The following is a 17,449-nucleotide window of genomic DNA, read 5'->3' on the forward strand; positions in this document are numbered from 1 at the left end:
ATGACTCAGTGATGTGCCATCACCTTGATATTCAAGGGTTTGAGCGCTGGCACGGTTCGTGATGTTACCCCATTCAACCTCTGTGATCGAACCAAGGGTCCTGCCATGCTTGTCCAGCCGATTGCCGCCCGTCCGCGCCAGGCCCTCTGGGCCCTGGGTTTTCGACCATTCTTCCTCGGCGGCAGCCTGTTCGCCCTGCTCGCCCTGTTGCTATGGGCCGGCGTGCTCAGTGGCGCCCTGCACACCACCGCCCCTGGCGGCATGCTCGCCTGGCACCGACACGAAATGCTGTTCGGCTTTGCCGTGGCGATCGTCGCCGGCTTCCTGCTCACGGCAGTGCAGAACTGGAGCGGCCTGCCTGGCCTCAGCGGGCGCTGGCTGCAGGGCCTGTTCCTGCTCTGGCTGCTGGGGCGCGCCAGTTGGTTCCTGGCGCTGCCGCCAGCACTGCTGGTGGCCGTGCATGGCGCATTCCTGCCGCTGGTGGCGCTGGCCCTGGCGCGGCCGATCATCCAGCGGCGTTTGCGCAACAACTACCCGATCGTGGCGCTGGTGCTGCTGCTCGCCAGCTGCCAGTGGCTCACCCTGCTCGGCTGGCTGAACCAGGACGAGGCGTGGCAACGGCGTGGCGCGCTCGCCGGGTTGTGGCTGGTGGCGGCGATGATGAGCGTGATCGGCGGGCGGGTCATCCCGTTCTTCACCCGCCGCGGCTTGGGCAACATGAGCCCCGCCCCGGCCCGGCCCTGGCTTGACCGCGCCTGCCTGCTGGGCAGCGTGGCCCTGCCGATCAGTTATGTGCTCGGCCTCAACGACACCCCACAACCCGCCATGGCGGTGCTGTTCGCTGCCCTCGCCGTGCTGCACGCGGTGCGCCTGGTGCTGTGGCACGACCGTGGCCTGTGGCGGCTGCCGCTGTTGTGGTCGCTGCACCTGGCCTATGCCTGGCTGATCCCGGCCTGCCTGGGCCTGGCCATGTGGCATGCGGGCGTTGCGCTCAACCCCAGCCTGCCAGCCCACGCGCTGACGGTAGGGGCGATGACCGGGCTGATCGTGGCGATGATGGCGCGGGTCAGCCTGGGGCATACCGGGCGGCCTTTGCAGGTGCCGCGCAGCATCGGCTGGGCGTTTGCCCTGATCCAGCTGGCCGCGGTTGCACGGGTGCTGGTGACGCCCTTCTCGTCACTGGGGCTGGGGCTTTCGGTGATGTTTGGCTGCGCGGCGTTGCTGCTGTTCGTTTGGCACTACCTGCCGATTCTGATGCGGCCCCGTGTAGATGGGATGCCGGGTTAGTCCTGCTGCTGGTTGGTCAAGCCGGATTGGGGCTGCTTCGCAGCCCTTCGCGGGCAAGCCCGCTCCCACAGGTACAGCGTACAGGTCAGGAAATACGCCTCCTGTGGGAGCGCCGAAGCGCCGCGAAGGGAGGCAGACTGGGCTACAGTTGAACGGCACTCTTCTTCAACAACGAGACCGCATGGCCCTCCACCACCTGACCCGCACCCACCCCCGTCTCACCCTCGCCACCTTGGCCGGCCTTGCCGGCGCCTGGCTGATCCCGGCCGACGACATCGTGCAGCACATCCTCGCCGGCTGGAACCTCGGGGTCTGGCTGTACCTGCTGATGGTCCTCTGGCTCAGCCTGCGGGCCACGCCCGACAGGGTGCGCAGGGTGGCCCGCATCGAGGACGAAAACGCCGGCCTGGTGCTGATCACCGTGAGCGTCGCCGCCATCGCCAGCCTCGCCGCGGTGACCCTGCAACTGGTTTCAAGCCGGGGCCTTGCGGGCAACGCCCTGGCCCTGCACTACCTGTACACCGGCCTCACCGTCGCCGGCTCGTGGCTGATGATCGGCTGCATCTTCAGCCTGCACTACGCCCGGCTGTTCTACACCGGCAACCGCCACGAACCACCGCTGCGCTTCGCCGATGGCGAGCGCAACCCGGACTACTGGGACTTCCACTATTTCTCGTTCACCATCAGCGTCGCCGTGCAGACCTCGGACGTGGGGGTCGGCGGGCGCGCCATGCGCCGGGTGGTGCTGGCCCACTCACTGGTAGGCTTCGTGTTCAACACGGCGATCCTCGGTTTCACCATCAACATCGCCGCTGGCCTGCTCGCCTAGCAGGCGCCGCGCACAGGCGGCGATCCGTCGGCATACCTGCTCCAGCACCTCGGCTTCCAGCACCAGGCCCAGGCGTACATGCCCGGCAGCGCTCGGCCCGAAGGCATCCCCCGGCAGCAGCGCCACGCCTTGCTCGTCGAGCAGGCGCTGGGCGAAGGCCTGGGCGCTGAGCCCGGTGGCGCGAATGTCCAGCATCACGAACATGCCCCCGGCCGGCCGGTGGGCCTGCACCCCAGGGCAGCCTTCGAGCACCGCGCACACCCGATCGCGCCGCTGGCGGTAAGCCTCGCGCATGCACGCCACTTCCGGCAGTTGCTGTTGCAGCGCCACGCAGGCGGCCTGCATCACGAACTCCGGCAGGCCGAACAGCATCGCCATCGCCAGGTTGGTCAGGTGCTCGGCCAGCGCCGGCGGCCCGATCACCCAGCCAATCCGCCAGCCGCTCATGGCATGGGTCTTGGACAGGCTGTCGATCACCACGCAGCGCTCGGCCATGCCCGGCAGGCCCAGCGGGCTGGTCGCCTCGCCTTCATACAGCAGGCCCCGATAGACCTCGTCGCACACCAGCCAAAGGTCATGCTTGCGGCACAATTGCGCCAGACGGCGCAGGTCTGCCGGAGGGATAACCGCACCGGTGGGGTTGTGCGGGCTGTTGAGCAGCAGCCCGCGGGTGCGCGGGGTGATGGCTCGGGCCACCGCTTCGGGATCGAGGCGAAAGCCCTGCTCCGGCTGCACGGCCACCTGCACCGCCTGCGCCCCGCAGGCACCGAGCACGCCGTGATAAGTGACATACATGGGCTCGGCGACAATCACTTCGTCACCCGCCTCGAACAGGCACTGGAAGGTTGCATACAAGGCGCATTGGGCGCCAGCGGTGACCACCACCTGGTCCGGGTGCAGCGCCAGCCGGCGCTGGCGCACGATCGCCTCGCGCAGGGCCAGGCTGCCGCGCACATCGCTGTAATGGGTGTCGCCCCGGCGCAGGCTGCTCACGGCGGCTTCAACCACCGCTGCGGGGGTATCGAAATCCGGGTCGCCCACTGACAGCAGGAAAACCTCACGGCCTTGCTTGCGCAGGGCCTGGGCCTGGTAGTGGATGTCCCAGGCGGCAGCCGCGTCGCCGGCAATACGTTGGGTGAGCGTGGCGTAACGCATGACTGTCTCCCTGTCTGCCCGGCAGCGCCGCTGGTCCGAAACGCGCTGTCGGTAAACATAGCAGAGCAAGCACCGGCGTCAGCCCCCGCCCCCGCGGGAAAACGTTTGCCCGGGCAGGCGGCCGCCAGCCGGTCGCCAACAGGCCACTGTGACGGCCGTCATGCATTAACACATTTGTCATGTTTTGCGCGGAAGGTTGCCGTGGCGACTGCTATGGTTAGATTCCGACGGCCAGATAAGGCTCGTCTGACCTCTAGCGTCGACATCACCCCGTTCAGCAACGAACAAGGAGGCTGGCATGAACAAGATGACGTTCCCCAACGCCTGCCAGGTGATGCGCTGGCATTTCCATCCTCTGGGTTTCGAAGCCAGCATGGATGCGCCACGCAGCATGGTCGCCCGTCTTTTCGACCGTGCCAGCGGTGAAACCCTGCTGGCCATCGCCGGCATCCCCTGCGCGGCCATCATGGCCGCCACCGATGTCGAGCGCATCATCGAAGCGGTAGAGGCCGAGATGGAGACCTTCGACCTGAGCGTCAACCCGCTACGCGACGCGGTCTAGCCTACCGTCTCCCGCCGTGCGTCCAGCCCATTCATGAACTGCTCGGGCGGTACCGGCTGGCCCAGCAGGTAACCCTGCAGCGAGTCACAGCCCAACCGGGTCAGGAAATCCTGCTGACGGTCCGTCTCCACCCCCTCGGCGACGATCCGCAGCCCCAGCGCCTGGCCCAGCGCAACGATGGCCGAGACGATCGCCGCATCATCGCTGTCCTGCTCCAGGTCGCGGACGAAACCTCGGTCGATCTTCAGCTCGTTGGCCGGCAGGCGCTTGAGGTACATGAGGCTGGAATAGCCGGTGCCGAAATCATCGATGGACAGGTCCACCCCCATGTCCGACAGGCGCTGCAGCACCATCAGGCTGGCATCGGCGTCACGCATGGCGGTGGTTTCGGTGATCTCCAGGGTCAGCCGGTTGGCCGGCAGGCCGTTATCGGCGAGGGCCTGGGCGACGCTGTCGACCAGCCCGGCATGGCAGAACTGGATCGCCGACAGGTTGACCGCGATACGCCAGTCCTCCCGCCCCTCGCCCAGCCATTGGCGCATCTGCCGGCAGGCCTCGCCCAGCACCCACTCGCCGATGGGGATGATCAGCCCGGTCTTCTCGGCAAGGCCGATGAAGCGGTCCGGCAGCATCAGGCCATGTTGCGGATGCTCCCAGCGCAGCAGCGCCTCGGCGCCGATGGGTTGGCGCGCGACGGCGTCGAACTTGGGCTGGTAATGCAGGCGGAACTGGCCATGCTCCAGCGCCGTGCGCAGGTCCTGCAGCAATTGCAGCTGCTGGCGTGCGTTGCTGTTCATCGACGCGTCGAAGAAGCTGTAGCCGTTCTTGCCGGCGCTCTTGGCGTGGTACATCGCCGCGTCGGCGTTGCGCAGCAGCTCATGCTGATCCAGGCCGTTGCCCGGATAGAGCACGATGCCCAGGCTGGCCGACAGCATCAGGTCATGCTCGGCCACCCGGAACGGCTTGGCCATCAGGTTGACCTGCTTGGCCGCGACGTTCATGGCATCGTCCGGCTCGCCAAGCTCGACCAACAGCACGAACTCGTCACCGCCGATACGCGCCAGGGTGTCCTGGCTGTGCAGGTGGCCGCGCAAGCGCGCCGCCACCGCCTTGAGCAGCAGGTCGCCGATATGGTGACCAAAAGCATCGTTGACCGGCTTGAAACCGTCCAAGTCGATGAACATCAGGGCGAAGCAGCCGCCCTGCTCCGCCACCCGGCCCATGGCCTGCTCGATGCGGTCGGCCAGCAGTGTGCGGTTGGGCAGCCCGGTGAGGGTGTCATGCAGGGCCAGTTGAGTCAGTTCCTGGTTGGCCAGCGTCAGCGAACGCGCCAGCTCCGCCGTGCGCGCTTCCAGGCGCGCATCCAGCACCGAGGTGAGCAGTGCCACGGCCAGTACCGCCAGGGTGGTGATCAGCACCAGGTAATCAAGGCCATCGCCGGCCAGGCCATCGGCCAGCGCGCCGCAGAAGCTGCCCTCGGGGAAGTTCGCCGCCGCCATGCCGGTGTAGTGCATGCCGACGATGGCGATACCCATCACCACCGCCGCCACACCACGCACCTGCCGTACATACGGGGTGTGCTGGCGTAGGCGGAAGGCGATCCACAGTGCCGCAGCCGATGCGCCTACCGCGATGGCCAGGGAGGCGCCAAACAGGGTCGGGTCATAGTCGATCCCAGGCTGCATGCGCAGCGCGGCCATGCCCATGTAGTGCATGCAGGCGATGCCGGTGCCCATGATCAGCGCACCGAAGCCCAGCTGCAGCCACGGCAGCTTCGGCTGGCTCACCAGCCACAGGGCAAAGCCCGACGACAGCACCGCGATCAGCAGGGACAGCGCCGTCAGCGTGGTGTCATAACCCAGGCTGATCGGCAGGCTGAAGGCGAGCATGCCGATGAAGTGCATCGACCAGATGCCGATGCCCATGGCCAGTGCCCCGCCCCCCATCCACAGATGCACCGCGCGCCCTTTGGCCGTGGCGATGCGCCCGGTCAGATCGAGGGCCGTATAAGAGGCAAGAATGGCCACGCACAGCGAGATCAACACCAGCGAGGAGGAGTAACTACCGATCAGCATTTGCACTTCCAGGAGCGGGGCGAAGGGGTGCCCGGAAAAGCCGATGATTGTACTCAAGCTTTGACGAAACGCACGGGGTTTTCGCGAGCGAGAATGGATCCAATGACTAGCCGAAAGCGACGTAATAGCTGCGCTAGAGCCTCTGGGATAGCGGATACAGGCAGATTGCCACTTGTCGTCTGTTGCACCACTGCCAAAGCCATCCGCCATTGCAGGGCTTGCACTTGGCGGCGCTGGTCGGGCACCCTCACGCGCCAAGCGAAGCGACTCCAGCTAGTCTGTACAAGCCGCCACAACCTTTTACCACTGTTTCAGGAGCTCACGATGGCCACCCGGTCCGGGCCCATGCCCTTGCTCGCCCTCCCCCTGCTCGCCCTGAGCCTGGCGCTCACAGCCGGCTGCTCGAGCAAACATGCCAGTACCCGCTACGCCGCCCAAGGCTCCAACTGTTACGCCAAGGCCATGCCCAGCAGCGGCGAAGGCGGCCTGGCCTTCGGCCCGACCCTGGCCACGGCCAGCCGCAAGTCGCTGGACAGCTGCATGCGCTATGCCGGCCGCTCCGGCGGTGCACCGAAGACCTGCCAGGTAGTGCTGGCCAAGTGCAAGAGCTGAACAGCTAACCGAGCGCTTCCTCGATCAGTGCCGCCACCTCCCGTGCGTGGGACGCCAGCGAGGCATGGCTGGCGTCCAGGGTGATGACTTTGCGCGCGTTCAGCCGCGCCGACATCATCTGCTGGTTGGCCGGTGCGATCATGTGGTCTTTGCTGGAAATCTGGTACCACGAGGGCTTGTGCTTCCACGCCGGGTCGCTGATGTTGTCGCCAAAGGTACTGGCCAGCGGCGCCTTCTGCGTCACCGCCATCACCAGGGCATCGTCAGCCGACAGGTCCTGGCAGAAGCTCTCGTGGAACTTGTCGGCCTTGATCCACAGGTAGCCGTCGCTGTCCGGCTCAAGGTTCGGCGCCGCCACCGGCAGGTGCTGTTGCGTCAGGCCGCCGGGGCTCTCCCCGGCATCGGGCGCGAAGGCTGCGATATAGACCAGCCCCATCACGTTTGCCGCATTACCCGCCTCGGTAATCACCGCGCCGCCGTAGGAATGCCCCACCAACAGCACCGGCCCCTGTACCTGCGCGACCATCTTGCGCGTGCGCTCGGCGTCATCGGCCAGGGAGGTCAACGGCAGCTCCACTGCCCGCAATTCACTGATCCCTTTACGTGACAGTTCGACGATCACTCGGCCCCAATGGGCGGCGCCGCCCCAGAAACCGTGGACGAGAACGACTGTAGGCTTTTTGCTCATGGGCTTGCCTCTTCGCTGGGTGATCGAGGGACATGGATGTCGCTGAAACAGCATAGGCGACCGTCAGCCACGCTTTAGATGAAAGGTGGCAGGCGCCAGCCCTGCTCATGACCAAAGCGCTGCTTCATTCCCCTGATTGCTGGCGCTTCCAGCGTTCCAGGTTCTCGCTCATCAGTTGCTCGGGCAGCGGCCCTGCGACCAGCGCTTTGAGCTTGAGCGCCAGTTGCTCACGCAGTTCGGGCGTGTTGCAGGAGGACTTGTGCGACAGCGCCAGGTACAGCCCTTCGCTGGAGACCGGCGGCTCCAGTACCTCCAGCTGCTGCTCCTGGTCCAGCGTACGGGCCAGGGCCAAGCCCGGATAGCGCTCGAAAATCACGTAGTCATTGCGTTTGCGCAGCAGCTTTTCGAAGGCCTGGGTGGCGCTGGGCACCGCTTCGAGGCTGAGTTGCGCGCGGGCATAGTCGTCGAAGGCCTGGCCATGGCTGTTGTTGACCAGGGTCCCACCGCGCCGCCCCTTCAGGTCGGACCAGTCGCTATAGGCAAAGCCTTCGCCCTTGCGAACCCAGACCACACTGGAGTTGAACAGGAACGGCGGGCTGACGAAATCGACCCACTGCTCCCGGGCCTGGGTATGAAAGTAGCCGGCCATCAGGTCGATACGCCCGGTGTTCAGCTCTTCCTGGGCCCGCGACCAGGGGCCGGTGTAGAGGACCTGCACCGCAAGCCCGAGCTCACTGGCCACGTGCTTGAGCAGGTCGGCATTGGCACCGATCAGTTGCTGGGGGTTGTGTGGGTCGCGCCAGAGGTAAGGTGGGTATTCCGGGTTGCCGGTGGCGGTCAGTTGCCGGCACGGCTCATGTGCAAGGGTGAGGGTCGGCAGCAAGGCCAAGGCGAGCCATAACACCGACCGGTACCGACGCTGTGCGCTCATCGCGACCCTCTCGCTCCTGCGTGCCTGACAGAAATGGCCTGGGGCGCTCCATGCTCCGACCTGGTCAAAGTGCCCAAACTGCAGTAGCAGTAAGTCAAACGGGCCCGATACAGTGTGCACCAGAAATGGCAGATCGCCACGCACTCATTTGGATTGGCGGGGGTTTCTGCATTTGGTGGGTCTGGGGGGCTGCGAGGTGTTCGCCTTTAGAGGTTTGGCGCCTATGAGATCGAGCGCCGCGCGGGCGGCGCTCGATCTCGAAGTCGCTGCCGCTCGCCCGTCATGCACCAGGAAGCAGTCCCTTTAATGCGATCAGCTCAGTCCCCTTGATCCGCCAGCGCCTGCTGCTCATCCCAGCCCCCACCCAACGCCGCAATCAACTGCACACTCGCCAACAACCGCCCCTGCAGCAGCGTCAGCACGCTACGCTCATTGCTCAGCGCCGTAGTCTGCACGCTCACCACATCCAGGTAGCCGATCAACCCGGCCTTGTACTGGTTCTCGGTAAGGCGCAGCGACTCACGTGCCGCATCCAGTGCTTCCTGGCGCACCACGGCCTCGTCGCCGTACACCTTGAGCTGCACCAGGAAATTCTCGACCTCCTTGAACCCATCCAACACGGTCTGCCGGTACTGGGCCACGGTCTGGTCATAGACAGCCACGGTGCGGTCCACCTCGGCGCTGCGCTTGCCGGCATCAAACAGTGTCAACGCCAACTGCGGCCCCACGGACCAGTAGCGGTTGGGCAATTCGATCCAGTTGTTGAAGCTGCTGCTGGAATAGCCACCGCTCATGCTCAGCGACAGGTCGGGGAAGTAGGCCGCGCGGGACACGCCGATGTTCGAGTTGGCAGCCATGACCTTGCGCTCGGCCGAGGCGATGTCCGGGCGGCGCTCCAGCAACTGCGACGGCAGCGCTACCGGAATATCGGGCAATGCCGGAATTTCCTCGGTCGCGGCCAGGGCAAAGTCGGCCGGCGCCTTGCCCATCAGCACCGCGATGGCGTTCTCGTACTGGGCCCGCTGCCAGGCCAGGTCGATCAGGTCAGCCTGGGTGCTCTTGAGCTGGGTGCGGGCCTGGGCCACGGCGTCCGGCCCGACCACGCCAGCGCGGTACTGGTTTTCGTTCATCTTCAATGAACGCTCATAGGCGGCGACGGTAGCTTCGAGCAGGCGTTTCTGCGCATCGATCACCCGCAACTGCAGGTAGTTCTGCACCAGCTCCGACTGCTGGCTGAGGCGAATCGCGGCCAGGTCGGCGAGGCTGGCCTGGGCGCTGGCCTCGTTGGCATTCAGGGTTTCGCGCAGCTTGCCCCACAGGTCGATCTCCCAGCTGACACCAAGCTGGGCGTTATAGGTGTCGCGGATACCACTGCTGTTGTTCGACAGGCTGGAACTGGAGCTGCCGGTGCCCTGGGCCGAGCGAGTCTTGCCAACGGACAGGTCCAGCGAGGGGAACAGCGAAGCGCGGCTGCTGCGCACCAGGGCCTGGGCCTGGCGGTACTGGGCCGCGGATTGCGCAACGGTCTGGTTGCTGCGATTGAGTTCCTCGACCAGCGTATTGAGCTGCGCGTCGCCGTAGATCTCCCACCAGGCGCCGCGGGCGATGGCGTCGGACGGTTTGGCCTGGGTCCAGCCTTCGGCCTGCTTGAACTGCGCCGGGGTGCTCAATTCAGGGCGATGGTAGTCGGGGCTCAGGGTACAGGCGCTGAGCATCGCCACGCACAGCCCGGCGCCAACCAGGCGCGAGCCGCGCCCCTGGGTCAGGCGCATGAGGGCACGGTGCAGGCGGGTATGGGCAAAGTTCATAGCGGAGTATCCAGGGCAGCGTCGGTGCGCACGCCGCGCCAACGGTTGAAACGGTGGCGCAGGCGGTCGAGGTAGAGGTAGACCACAGGCGTCGTGTACAGGGTGAGCATCTGGCTGAAGACCAGCCCGCCGATGATGGTCAGGCCCAGCGGCTGGCGCATTTCGGCGCCTTCGGCCTGGCTGAGCAGCAGCGGCAGCGCGCCGAGGATGGCGGCCAGGGTGGTCATCAGGATCGGCCGCAGGCGCAGCAGGCAGGCGCGGCGGATAGATTCTTCGGGCGACAGGCCTTCGTTGCGCTCCAGTTGCAGGGCCAGGTCGATCATCAGGATGGCGTTCTTCTTCACCACGCCGATCAGCAGGAACAGCCCCAGCAGCGAGATCAGGCTGAACTCGCCGCCGGTCAGGTACAACGCGAGCAACCCGCCGACGCCGGCCGAAGGCAGCGTGGACAGAATGGTCAGCGGGTGGATGTAGCTCTCATAGAGGATGCCCAGCACCAGGTACACCAGCACCAGGGCGCCGAGGATCATCAGCGGCTGGCCTTCGGCGGTCTTGGTAAAGGCATTGGCAGTACCGCCCAGCTTGGCGATCACCGACTCCGGCAAACCCAGCCTGGCCACCGCGCGTTCCAGCGCAGCCAGGGCCTGGTCGGTGCTGTAGCCTTCGGCCACATCGAACGAGATGTCTTCGGAGGCGAACTGGCCTTCGTGGCTGACGCGGTCGTTGGCCAGGCTGTTCTCGTAACGGGCGAAGCTCGATAGCGGCACACGGGCACCGTCGGCGGTGATCACCTGCACCTGCTCCAGGGTGCTCGGGTCCCAGGCGTATTTGGGGTTGATCTCCAGCACCACCTGGTACTGGTTGAGGCTGTCGTAGATGGTCGAGATCTGCCGCTGGCTGTAGGCGTTGTTGAGCACCGAGGTGACCATGTTCATGTCGATGCCCAGGCGCTTGGCCTGGTCACGGTCCACCACCAGGGTCACTTGCTGGGTGCCGGCGCCGTCGCGGGCATCGATGGCGGTCAGTTCGGGCAGCTTGCGCAGCTCGGCGGCCACCTTCGGGAACCACTCGCGCAAGGCGGCCAGGTCACCGCTCTGCAGGGTGTAGAGGTACTGCGAAGTACTCTGGTCGCGGCCACCGCCGCCCAGTTGCAAGTCCTGGTCGGCCATCAGGAACAAGCGGCCGCCGGGCACCTTGGGCATTTCCTTGCGCAGGCGCTCGATGACCTTTTGCGCATTCTCCTTGCGCTGGGTGATGGGCTTGAGCCGCACCAGCATGAAGGCGTTGTTGGTGCCGCTGTTGCCACCGATGAAGCCGGCGACGCTCTCCACGGCCGGGTCCTTGAGCAGCGCCCGGCGGTAGATCTCCATCTTCGGCTGCATCACGCTGAACGACAGGCCGTCGTCGCCACGTACGAAGCCCTGCAGCTGGCCGGTGTCCTGTTGCGGCATCAGGGTCTTGGGCACCACCACATACAAGGCAACGTTGAGGGCGATGGTGGCCAGCAGGCTGAACAGCGTCAGGCGCTTGTGGCGCAGCGCCCAGCCCAGGCTGCGATCGTAACCGGCGACCATGCGCTGGTGGATGCGGTCGCTCAGGCGCTGCAGGCGGGTCTGCTGCTGCGGGCCATGCACCTTCAACCAGCGCGAACAGAGCATCGGCGTAAGCGTCAGCGACACCACCAACGAGACGATGATCGCCGCCGCCAGGGTAATCGAGAACTCCTTGAACAAGCCACGCACGATGCCGCCCATGAACAGGATCGACACGAACACCGCCACCAGCGAGACGTTCATCGACAGCAGGGTGAAGCCGACCTCCTGCGCCCCCTTGTAGGCGGCGCGCATGGGGTTCTCACCGTTCTCGATATGCCGGGAGATGTTCTCCAGCACCACGATGGCATCGTCCACCACCAGGCCGGTGGCCAGGATCAGCGCCATCAGCGACAGGTTGTTCAGCGAGAAGCCGCACAGGTACATCACCGCAAAGGTGCCCACCAGCGACACCGGCACGGCCAGGCTTGGAATCAGCGAGGCGCGGAAGTTGCCGAGGAACAGGTACACCACCAGTATCACCAGCGCCACGGCGATCAGCAGGGTGTGCTCGGCCTCCTTGAGGGTGGCCTTGATCACCGGCGAGCGGTCCATGGCCACGTCCAGCTTGACGCTGGCCGGCAGCAGCGACTGCAATGCCGGCAGCTCGGCCTTGATCTGCTCGACGGTCTGGATGATGTTGGCGCCGGACTGGCGGTTGACCACCAGCAGCACCGCGCTTTCGTCGTTGAAGAAGCCGCTGTTGTAGCGGTTCTCCACGCCATCGGTGACCTTGGCCACGTCGGACAGGCGCAGGATCGCGCCGTTCTGCTGGCGGATCACGATCGGTTTGTAGTCTTCGGCTTTCTCCAGCTGATCGTTGGCGCGCACCTGCCAGTTGCGTTCCTTGTCCTCGACAAAACCCATGGGCCGGCGCTGGTTGGCGTTGGCCACGGCGGTGCGCACATCGTCCAGGGCCAGGTTGTACTGGTTGAGCAGCTGTGGCTCCAGCTCGATGCGCACGGCGGGCAGCGAACTGCCGCCGATCTGCACCTCCCCTACCCCGCTGACCTGGGACAGGCTCTGGGACAGGATGGTGTCGGCCAGGTCGTACAACTGCCCTTTGGACAGCACTGAGGAGGTCAGCGACAGCACCATGATCGGCGCTTGTGAAGGGTTGATCTTCTTGTACGTGGGCATGCTGCGCATGCCACTGGGCAACAGGTTGCGGGTGGCGTTGATCGCCGCCTGCACTTCACGCGCGGCGCCGTCGATGTCACGGCCCAGGTCAAAGCCGATGATCACCCGGGTCGAGCCCTGGTTGGAGCTGCTGGTCAGGGTGGTGACACCGGCAATCGCACCGAGCTTGCGCTCCAGCGGCGTGGCCACGGTGGACGCCATGACCTCCGGGCTTGCACCAGGCAGGCTGGCCTGGACCACGATCACCGGGAAGTCCATCTGCGGCAATGGCGACACCGGCAACAGGCCGAAGCTCACCCCACCCAGCAGCATGATCGCCAGGCTCAGCAGCATGGTCGCCACTGGCCGGCGGATGAAAGGACCGGACAGGTTCATGCGTCGGCCTGCTGTGCGTCAGCCGCTGGGCGCCAACGGCGGGCCAGGCGGTCGAAGTACAGGTAGATGACCGGGGTGGTGAACAGGGTCAGCACCTGGCTCACCAGCAGCCCGCCGACCATCACCAGGCCCAGCGGCTGGCGCAGTTCGGCACCGGAACCGGTGGCGAGCATCAAGGGCACGGCGCCGAACAGCGCGGCCAGGGTGGTCATCAGGATCGGCCGGAAACGCAGCAACGCCGCCTGGTAGATCGCATCGCGCGGGCTCATGCCCTGGTGGCGCTCGGCCTCCAAGGCGAAGTCGATCATCATGATCGCGTTCTTCTTGACGATGCCGATCAACAGGATGATGCCGATGATCGCGATCATCCCCAGGTCATTGCCGCTGAGCAACAATGCCAGCAAGGCGCCTACCGCCGCCGAGGGCAGCGTCGAGAGGATGGTCACCGGGTGGATATAGCTCTCATAGAGCACCCCCAGCACGATGTACATGGTCACCACCGCGGCCAGGATCAACAGCAAGGTGCTCGACAACGAAGCCTGGAACGCCTCGGCGGCACCCTGGAAGCGGGTCTGCACGCCGATCGGCATGCCGATCTCTTGTTGCACCTGTTCGATCACCTGCACCGCCTCGCCCAGGGACGCGCCATGGCCGAGGTTGAACGACATCATCACCGCCGGGAACTGGCCGATGTGCGAGATGGCCAGCTGGGCCTGGCGCTGTTCGATGCGCGCCAGCGCCGACAGGCGCACCTGGCCGCCGTCGGCGGCCTTGACGTGGATCGACTCCAGGGCCTGCGGGCCAAGGCTGGCCGCGGCCTGCGACTGCAGCACCACGCGGTACTGGCTGGCCTGGGTGTAGATGGTCGAGATCTGCCGCTGGCCGAAGGCGTCATACAGGGCGTTGGTGATCTGCGACACGCTGATGCCCAGGCGGCTGGCCATGTCACGGTCGATCACCAGGTACACCTGCAGGCCCTTGTCCTGCAGGTCGCTGGCCACGTCCTGCAATTCGGGGCGCTGCTGCAGGGCCTGCACCAGCTTGCCGCTCCACTGCGCGAGCAGCTCGGCGTCGGGCGAACTGAGGCTGAACTGGTACTGGGTGCGGCTGACCCGGTCCTCGATGCTCAAGTCCTGCACTGGCTGCATGAACAGGCGGATCCCCACCAGCCGGTCGAGCTGTGGCTGCAGACGGTTGATCACCTGACTGGCGGTGACGTCGCGCTCGCCGTGGGGTTTGAGGTTGATCAGCAGACGGCCGCTGTTGAGGGTGGCGTTATCGCCGTCCACGCCGATGTACGAGGACAGGCTCTGCACCGCCGGGTCCTTGAGGATCACGCCGGCCAGCGCCTGCTGGCGCTCGCTCATGGCGGCGAATGAGGTGGATTGCGGGGCTTCGGAGATGCCCTGGATCACGCCGGTGTCCTGGGCCGGGAAGAAGCCTTTGGGCACCGCCAGGTAAAGCACCACGGTCAGCGCAAGGGTGGCCACCGCCACCAGCAACGTCAGTGGCTGATGCTTGAGCACCCAGGTCAGGGCGCTGCCGTAGTGCTTGATCAGCCAGTCGATCCACGCGCCGCTGGCACGGTAGAAGCGGCCCTGCTCTTCTTCCTTGGGCTCGCGCTTGAGCAGGCGCGCGCACATCATCGGCGTCAGGGTCAGCGATACCACCAGGGAAATCAGGATCGCCACCGCCAGGGTGATGGCGAACTCGCGGAACAATCGCCCGACCACATCGGCCATGAACAGCAGCGGGATCAATACCGCGATCAAGGAAAACGTCAGCGAGATCAGGGTGAAGCCGATCTGTTTGGCGCCCTTGAGCGCAGCCTGGAAGGGTGTCTCGCCCTCTTCGATATGCCGGGAGATGTTCTCCAGCATGACGATGGCGTCGTCCACCACGAAACCGGTGGCGATGGTCAGGGCCATCAGCGTGAGGTTGTTGACCGAGAACCCGGCCAGGTACATCACCCCGAAGGTGCCGATCAGCGACAGCGGCACGGCGATGGACGGAATGATCGTGGCGCTGACCCGGCGCAGGAACAGGAACGTGACCATCACCACCAGGGCGATGGCGAACAGCAGTTCGTGCTGCACGTCGCGCACGGCGGCGCGGATGGTTTGGGTGCGATCGGTGAGCACCATGACGTCGAGGCCGGCGGGCAGGTTGTCGGTGATCGACGGCAGCAGTTCCTTGATCCGGTCGACCACTTCGATGACGTTGGCCCCGGGCTGGCGCTGGATGTTCAGCAGCACCGCCTCGTTCTGGTTGGCCCAGGCGGCCAGGCGTTCGTTTTCGGCGCCATCGACGATCTCGGCGACGTCCTTGAGGCGCAACGGCGCACCGTTGGCGTACTTGAGGATGAGGTTGGCGTATTCCTCGGGCGAGCGCAGCTGGTCGTTGGCGTCGAGCATCGACACCCGGGTGGGGCCGTCGAAGTTGCCCTTGGGCTGGTTGACGTTGGAAGCGCCGATCAAGGTACGCACGTCATCCAGGTTCAGGCCGTTGGCGGCCAGGGCATCGACGTTGACCTTGATCCGTACGGCCTGGCGCTGGCCGCCGGCAATACTGACCATGCCCACGCCGCTGATCTGGGCGATCTTCTGCGCCACGCGGGTGTCGACCAGGTCGTTGAGCTTGGGCAACGGCATGGTTTTCGACGAAATCGCCAGGGTCAGCACCGGGGTGTCGGCCGGGTTGACCTTGTTGTACACCGGCGGTGCCGGCAGGTCGCTGGGCAGCAGGTTGCTGGCGGCGTTGATCGCGGCCTGCACCTGTTGCTCGGCAACGTCCATGTTCATGTCCAGGTTGAAGCGCAGCGTGAGGACCGAAGCGCCACCGGAGCTGGTCGAGGCCATCTGTTCCAGGCCCGGCATCTGCCCGAACTGGCGCTCCAGCGGAGCGGTGACGGCACTGGTCATCACCTGCGGGCTGGCGCCGGGGTACAGGGTCATGACCCGGATGGTCGGATAGTCGACCTGGGGCAAGGCCGCCACCGGCAGCATCTTGTAGGCGATCAGGCCGGCCAGGACGATGGCCAGCATGCTCAGCGTGGTGGCGACCGGCCGCAGGATGAACAGGCGGGAAAGGTTCATGCGCCCGCCTTGGAGCTCGATTTACCGGTGGTCTGTGCCGCGCCCTTGGCGTCCTGGCCCTGCAGGTGCTGGCCGGGGGTGGTGGGCACTTGCGAGCTGTCTTCGACCACATCGACCTTGGTGCCTTCGCGCAAGCGGTCGGTGCCTTCCAGCACCAGGCGGTCGCCGGCGGACAGGCCTTCGAGGATCACGCTGTGCTGGCCATCGCTGGCCCCTACCTTGAGCTTGCGGATGTTGACCTTGCTGTCCTGGTTGACCACGTAGGCGAAGGTGCCGTCGTTGCCGAACTGAATCGCCGCGGCCGGGGCCAGCACCACCTGTTTGAGGGTGTCGGCCAGCAGGCGCACGTTGACGAACTGGTTGGGGAACAGCGCGTGGTCCTTGTTCTGGAACGTGCCCTTGAACTTCAGGGTGCCGGTGGTGGTGTCGATCTGGTTGTCGAGGCTGCCCAATACGCCGGTGGCCTGGAGCTTGCGATCGCCACGGTCCCAGGCTTCGACCGGCAGGCTGGCACCGCTGCGGTAGCGGGCAAGCACGGTGTCCAGTTCGGTTTCCGGCAGGGTGAAGGCGACGTTGATCGGCTCGGTCTGGGTGATCACCACCAGCGCGGTGGTGTCGTTGGCGGCGACCAGGTTGCCCAGGTCCAGTTGGCGCAGGCCCAGGCGGCCGTTGATCGGTGCACGGATCTGGGTGAAATCGAGGTTCAGGCGGGCATCGTTGACAGCGGCCTGGTTGGTCTTGACCAGCCCCTGGAACTGCGCCACCTGGGCTTCAGCGGTGTCGAGGGTCTGCTTGGCGATGCTGTCTTCGGCGTACAAGCCTTTATAGCGGGCCAGGTCGACCTGGGCGTTCTTCAATTGCGCCTGGTTCTGCGCCAGGGTGCCTTCGGCCTGCTGCAGGGCAATGCGGTACGGGCGCGGGTCGATCTCGGCGAGCAGGTCGCCGGCCTTGACCTGCTGGCCTTCCTGGAAGTGGATCTTGACCAGCTCGCCGGCCACCCGGCTGCGCACGTTGACGGTGTTAGTCGCGGTGACGGTACCCAGGGCCTTGTAGTACAGCGGGAAGTCGCCGACGCGCACCGGCTCCACGCGCACCGGCACCGGGTCGCTCGAGGCGCCGAAGCCCGGGCGCCCGCCCATGCCCATGCCTTTGCCCGGCCGGCCAGCGCCCGTCGCGTCCTTGTGGACGGGCGCTGCAGGCCACAGCCACCAGGCCAGCAGGGCCACCAGCAGCAGGATCAGCAGGCCGAACAGCCAGCGACGGGGGGAACGGGAATTGGACACTTGCATGGGACGAACGA

Annotated in this window: 12 protein-coding genes; 4 read left to right on the top strand and 8 right to left on the bottom strand. The window is 65.8% G+C overall.

All coding sequences use genetic code 11. The features are described 5' to 3' along the window. Positions 1-105 precede the first annotated feature (105 nt). The gene (locus tag EJA05_RS14660) at positions 106-1,287 is read left to right on the top strand and encodes an NnrS family protein (RefSeq protein ID WP_125858802.1); all 1,182 of its coding nucleotides are present in this window, start codon (positions 106-108) and stop codon (positions 1,285-1,287) included. A gap of 181 nt (positions 1,288-1,468) precedes the next feature. Beyond that, positions 1,469-2,116, top strand: coding sequence for a DUF1345 domain-containing protein (locus tag EJA05_RS14665; RefSeq protein ID WP_125858803.1), 648 nt, complete (start codon positions 1,469-1,471; stop codon positions 2,114-2,116). Here the strand turns inward: EJA05_RS14665 and EJA05_RS14670 are convergent. After that, positions 2,042-3,271, bottom strand: a complete 1,230-nt coding sequence (locus tag EJA05_RS14670) for a pyridoxal phosphate-dependent aminotransferase (RefSeq protein WP_125858804.1) — start codon at positions 3,269-3,271, stop codon at positions 2,042-2,044. The genes EJA05_RS14665 and EJA05_RS14670 overlap by 75 nt on opposite strands. Positions 3,272-3,569: 298 nt before the next feature. Here EJA05_RS14670 and EJA05_RS14675 point away from each other — a divergent pair, with 298 nt between their 5' ends. Continuing rightward, complete coding sequence (locus tag EJA05_RS14675; protein ID WP_125858805.1) at positions 3,570-3,833, top strand: DUF1652 domain-containing protein; 264 nt, start codon at positions 3,570-3,572, stop codon at positions 3,831-3,833. Here EJA05_RS14675 and EJA05_RS14680 read toward each other — a convergent pair. Further along, positions 3,830-5,908, bottom strand: coding sequence for a putative bifunctional diguanylate cyclase/phosphodiesterase (locus EJA05_RS14680; protein ID WP_125858806.1), 2,079 nt, complete (start codon positions 5,906-5,908; stop codon positions 3,830-3,832). The two genes, EJA05_RS14675 and EJA05_RS14680, sit on opposite strands and share 4 nt — an antisense overlap. 324 nt (positions 5,909-6,232) lie before the next feature. Between EJA05_RS14680 and EJA05_RS14685 the strand changes: the two genes are divergently transcribed. Further along, the gene (locus tag EJA05_RS14685; protein ID WP_125464231.1) at positions 6,233-6,520 is read left to right on the top strand and encodes a hypothetical protein; all 288 of its coding nucleotides are present in this window, start codon (positions 6,233-6,235) and stop codon (positions 6,518-6,520) included. 4 nt (positions 6,521-6,524) lie between these two features. Here EJA05_RS14685 and EJA05_RS14690 read toward each other — a convergent pair whose 3' ends face one another. The 6 genes from EJA05_RS14690 to EJA05_RS14715 all read right to left on the bottom strand — a co-directional run bounded on the left by EJA05_RS14690 (position 6,525) and on the right by EJA05_RS14715 (position 17,438). Beyond that, on the bottom strand, positions 6,525-7,208 hold the full coding sequence (locus EJA05_RS14690) for an alpha/beta hydrolase (RefSeq protein WP_125858807.1): 684 nt from the start codon (positions 7,206-7,208) through the stop codon (positions 6,525-6,527). A 124-nt stretch (positions 7,209-7,332) separates the two neighbouring features. Then, on the bottom strand, positions 7,333-8,139 hold the full coding sequence (locus EJA05_RS14695) for a substrate-binding periplasmic protein (protein ID WP_125858808.1): 807 nt from the start codon (positions 8,137-8,139) through the stop codon (positions 7,333-7,335). Between the two features lie 317 nt (positions 8,140-8,456). Then, positions 8,457-9,947 carry an efflux transporter outer membrane subunit gene (locus tag EJA05_RS14700; protein ID WP_125858809.1) on the bottom strand — a complete coding sequence of 497 codons (1,491 nt, stop codon included), beginning with the start codon at positions 9,945-9,947 and terminating at the stop codon, positions 8,457-8,459. Then, positions 9,944-13,054: a multidrug efflux RND transporter permease subunit gene (locus tag EJA05_RS14705; protein ID WP_125464235.1), complete on the bottom strand. Its 3,111-nt coding sequence runs from the start codon at positions 13,052-13,054 to the stop codon at positions 9,944-9,946. Before EJA05_RS14705 ends, EJA05_RS14700 begins: the two co-directional genes overlap by 4 nt. Beyond that, positions 13,051-16,149, bottom strand: a complete 3,099-nt coding sequence (locus tag EJA05_RS14710) for an MdtB/MuxB family multidrug efflux RND transporter permease subunit (protein ID WP_125858810.1) — start codon at positions 16,147-16,149, stop codon at positions 13,051-13,053. The genes EJA05_RS14705 and EJA05_RS14710 overlap by 4 nt, the downstream gene beginning before the upstream one ends. Next, positions 16,146-17,438 carry an MdtA/MuxA family multidrug efflux RND transporter periplasmic adaptor subunit gene (locus EJA05_RS14715; protein WP_125858811.1) on the bottom strand — a complete coding sequence of 431 codons (1,293 nt, stop codon included), beginning with the start codon at positions 17,436-17,438 and terminating at the stop codon, positions 16,146-16,148. Before EJA05_RS14715 ends, EJA05_RS14710 begins: the two co-directional genes overlap by 4 nt. Positions 17,439-17,449 lie beyond the last annotated feature (11 nt).

Source organism: Pseudomonas oryziphila (assembly GCF_003940825.1).
In the GTDB taxonomy this organism is placed as follows: domain Bacteria; phylum Pseudomonadota; class Gammaproteobacteria; order Pseudomonadales; family Pseudomonadaceae; genus Aquipseudomonas; species Aquipseudomonas sichuanensis.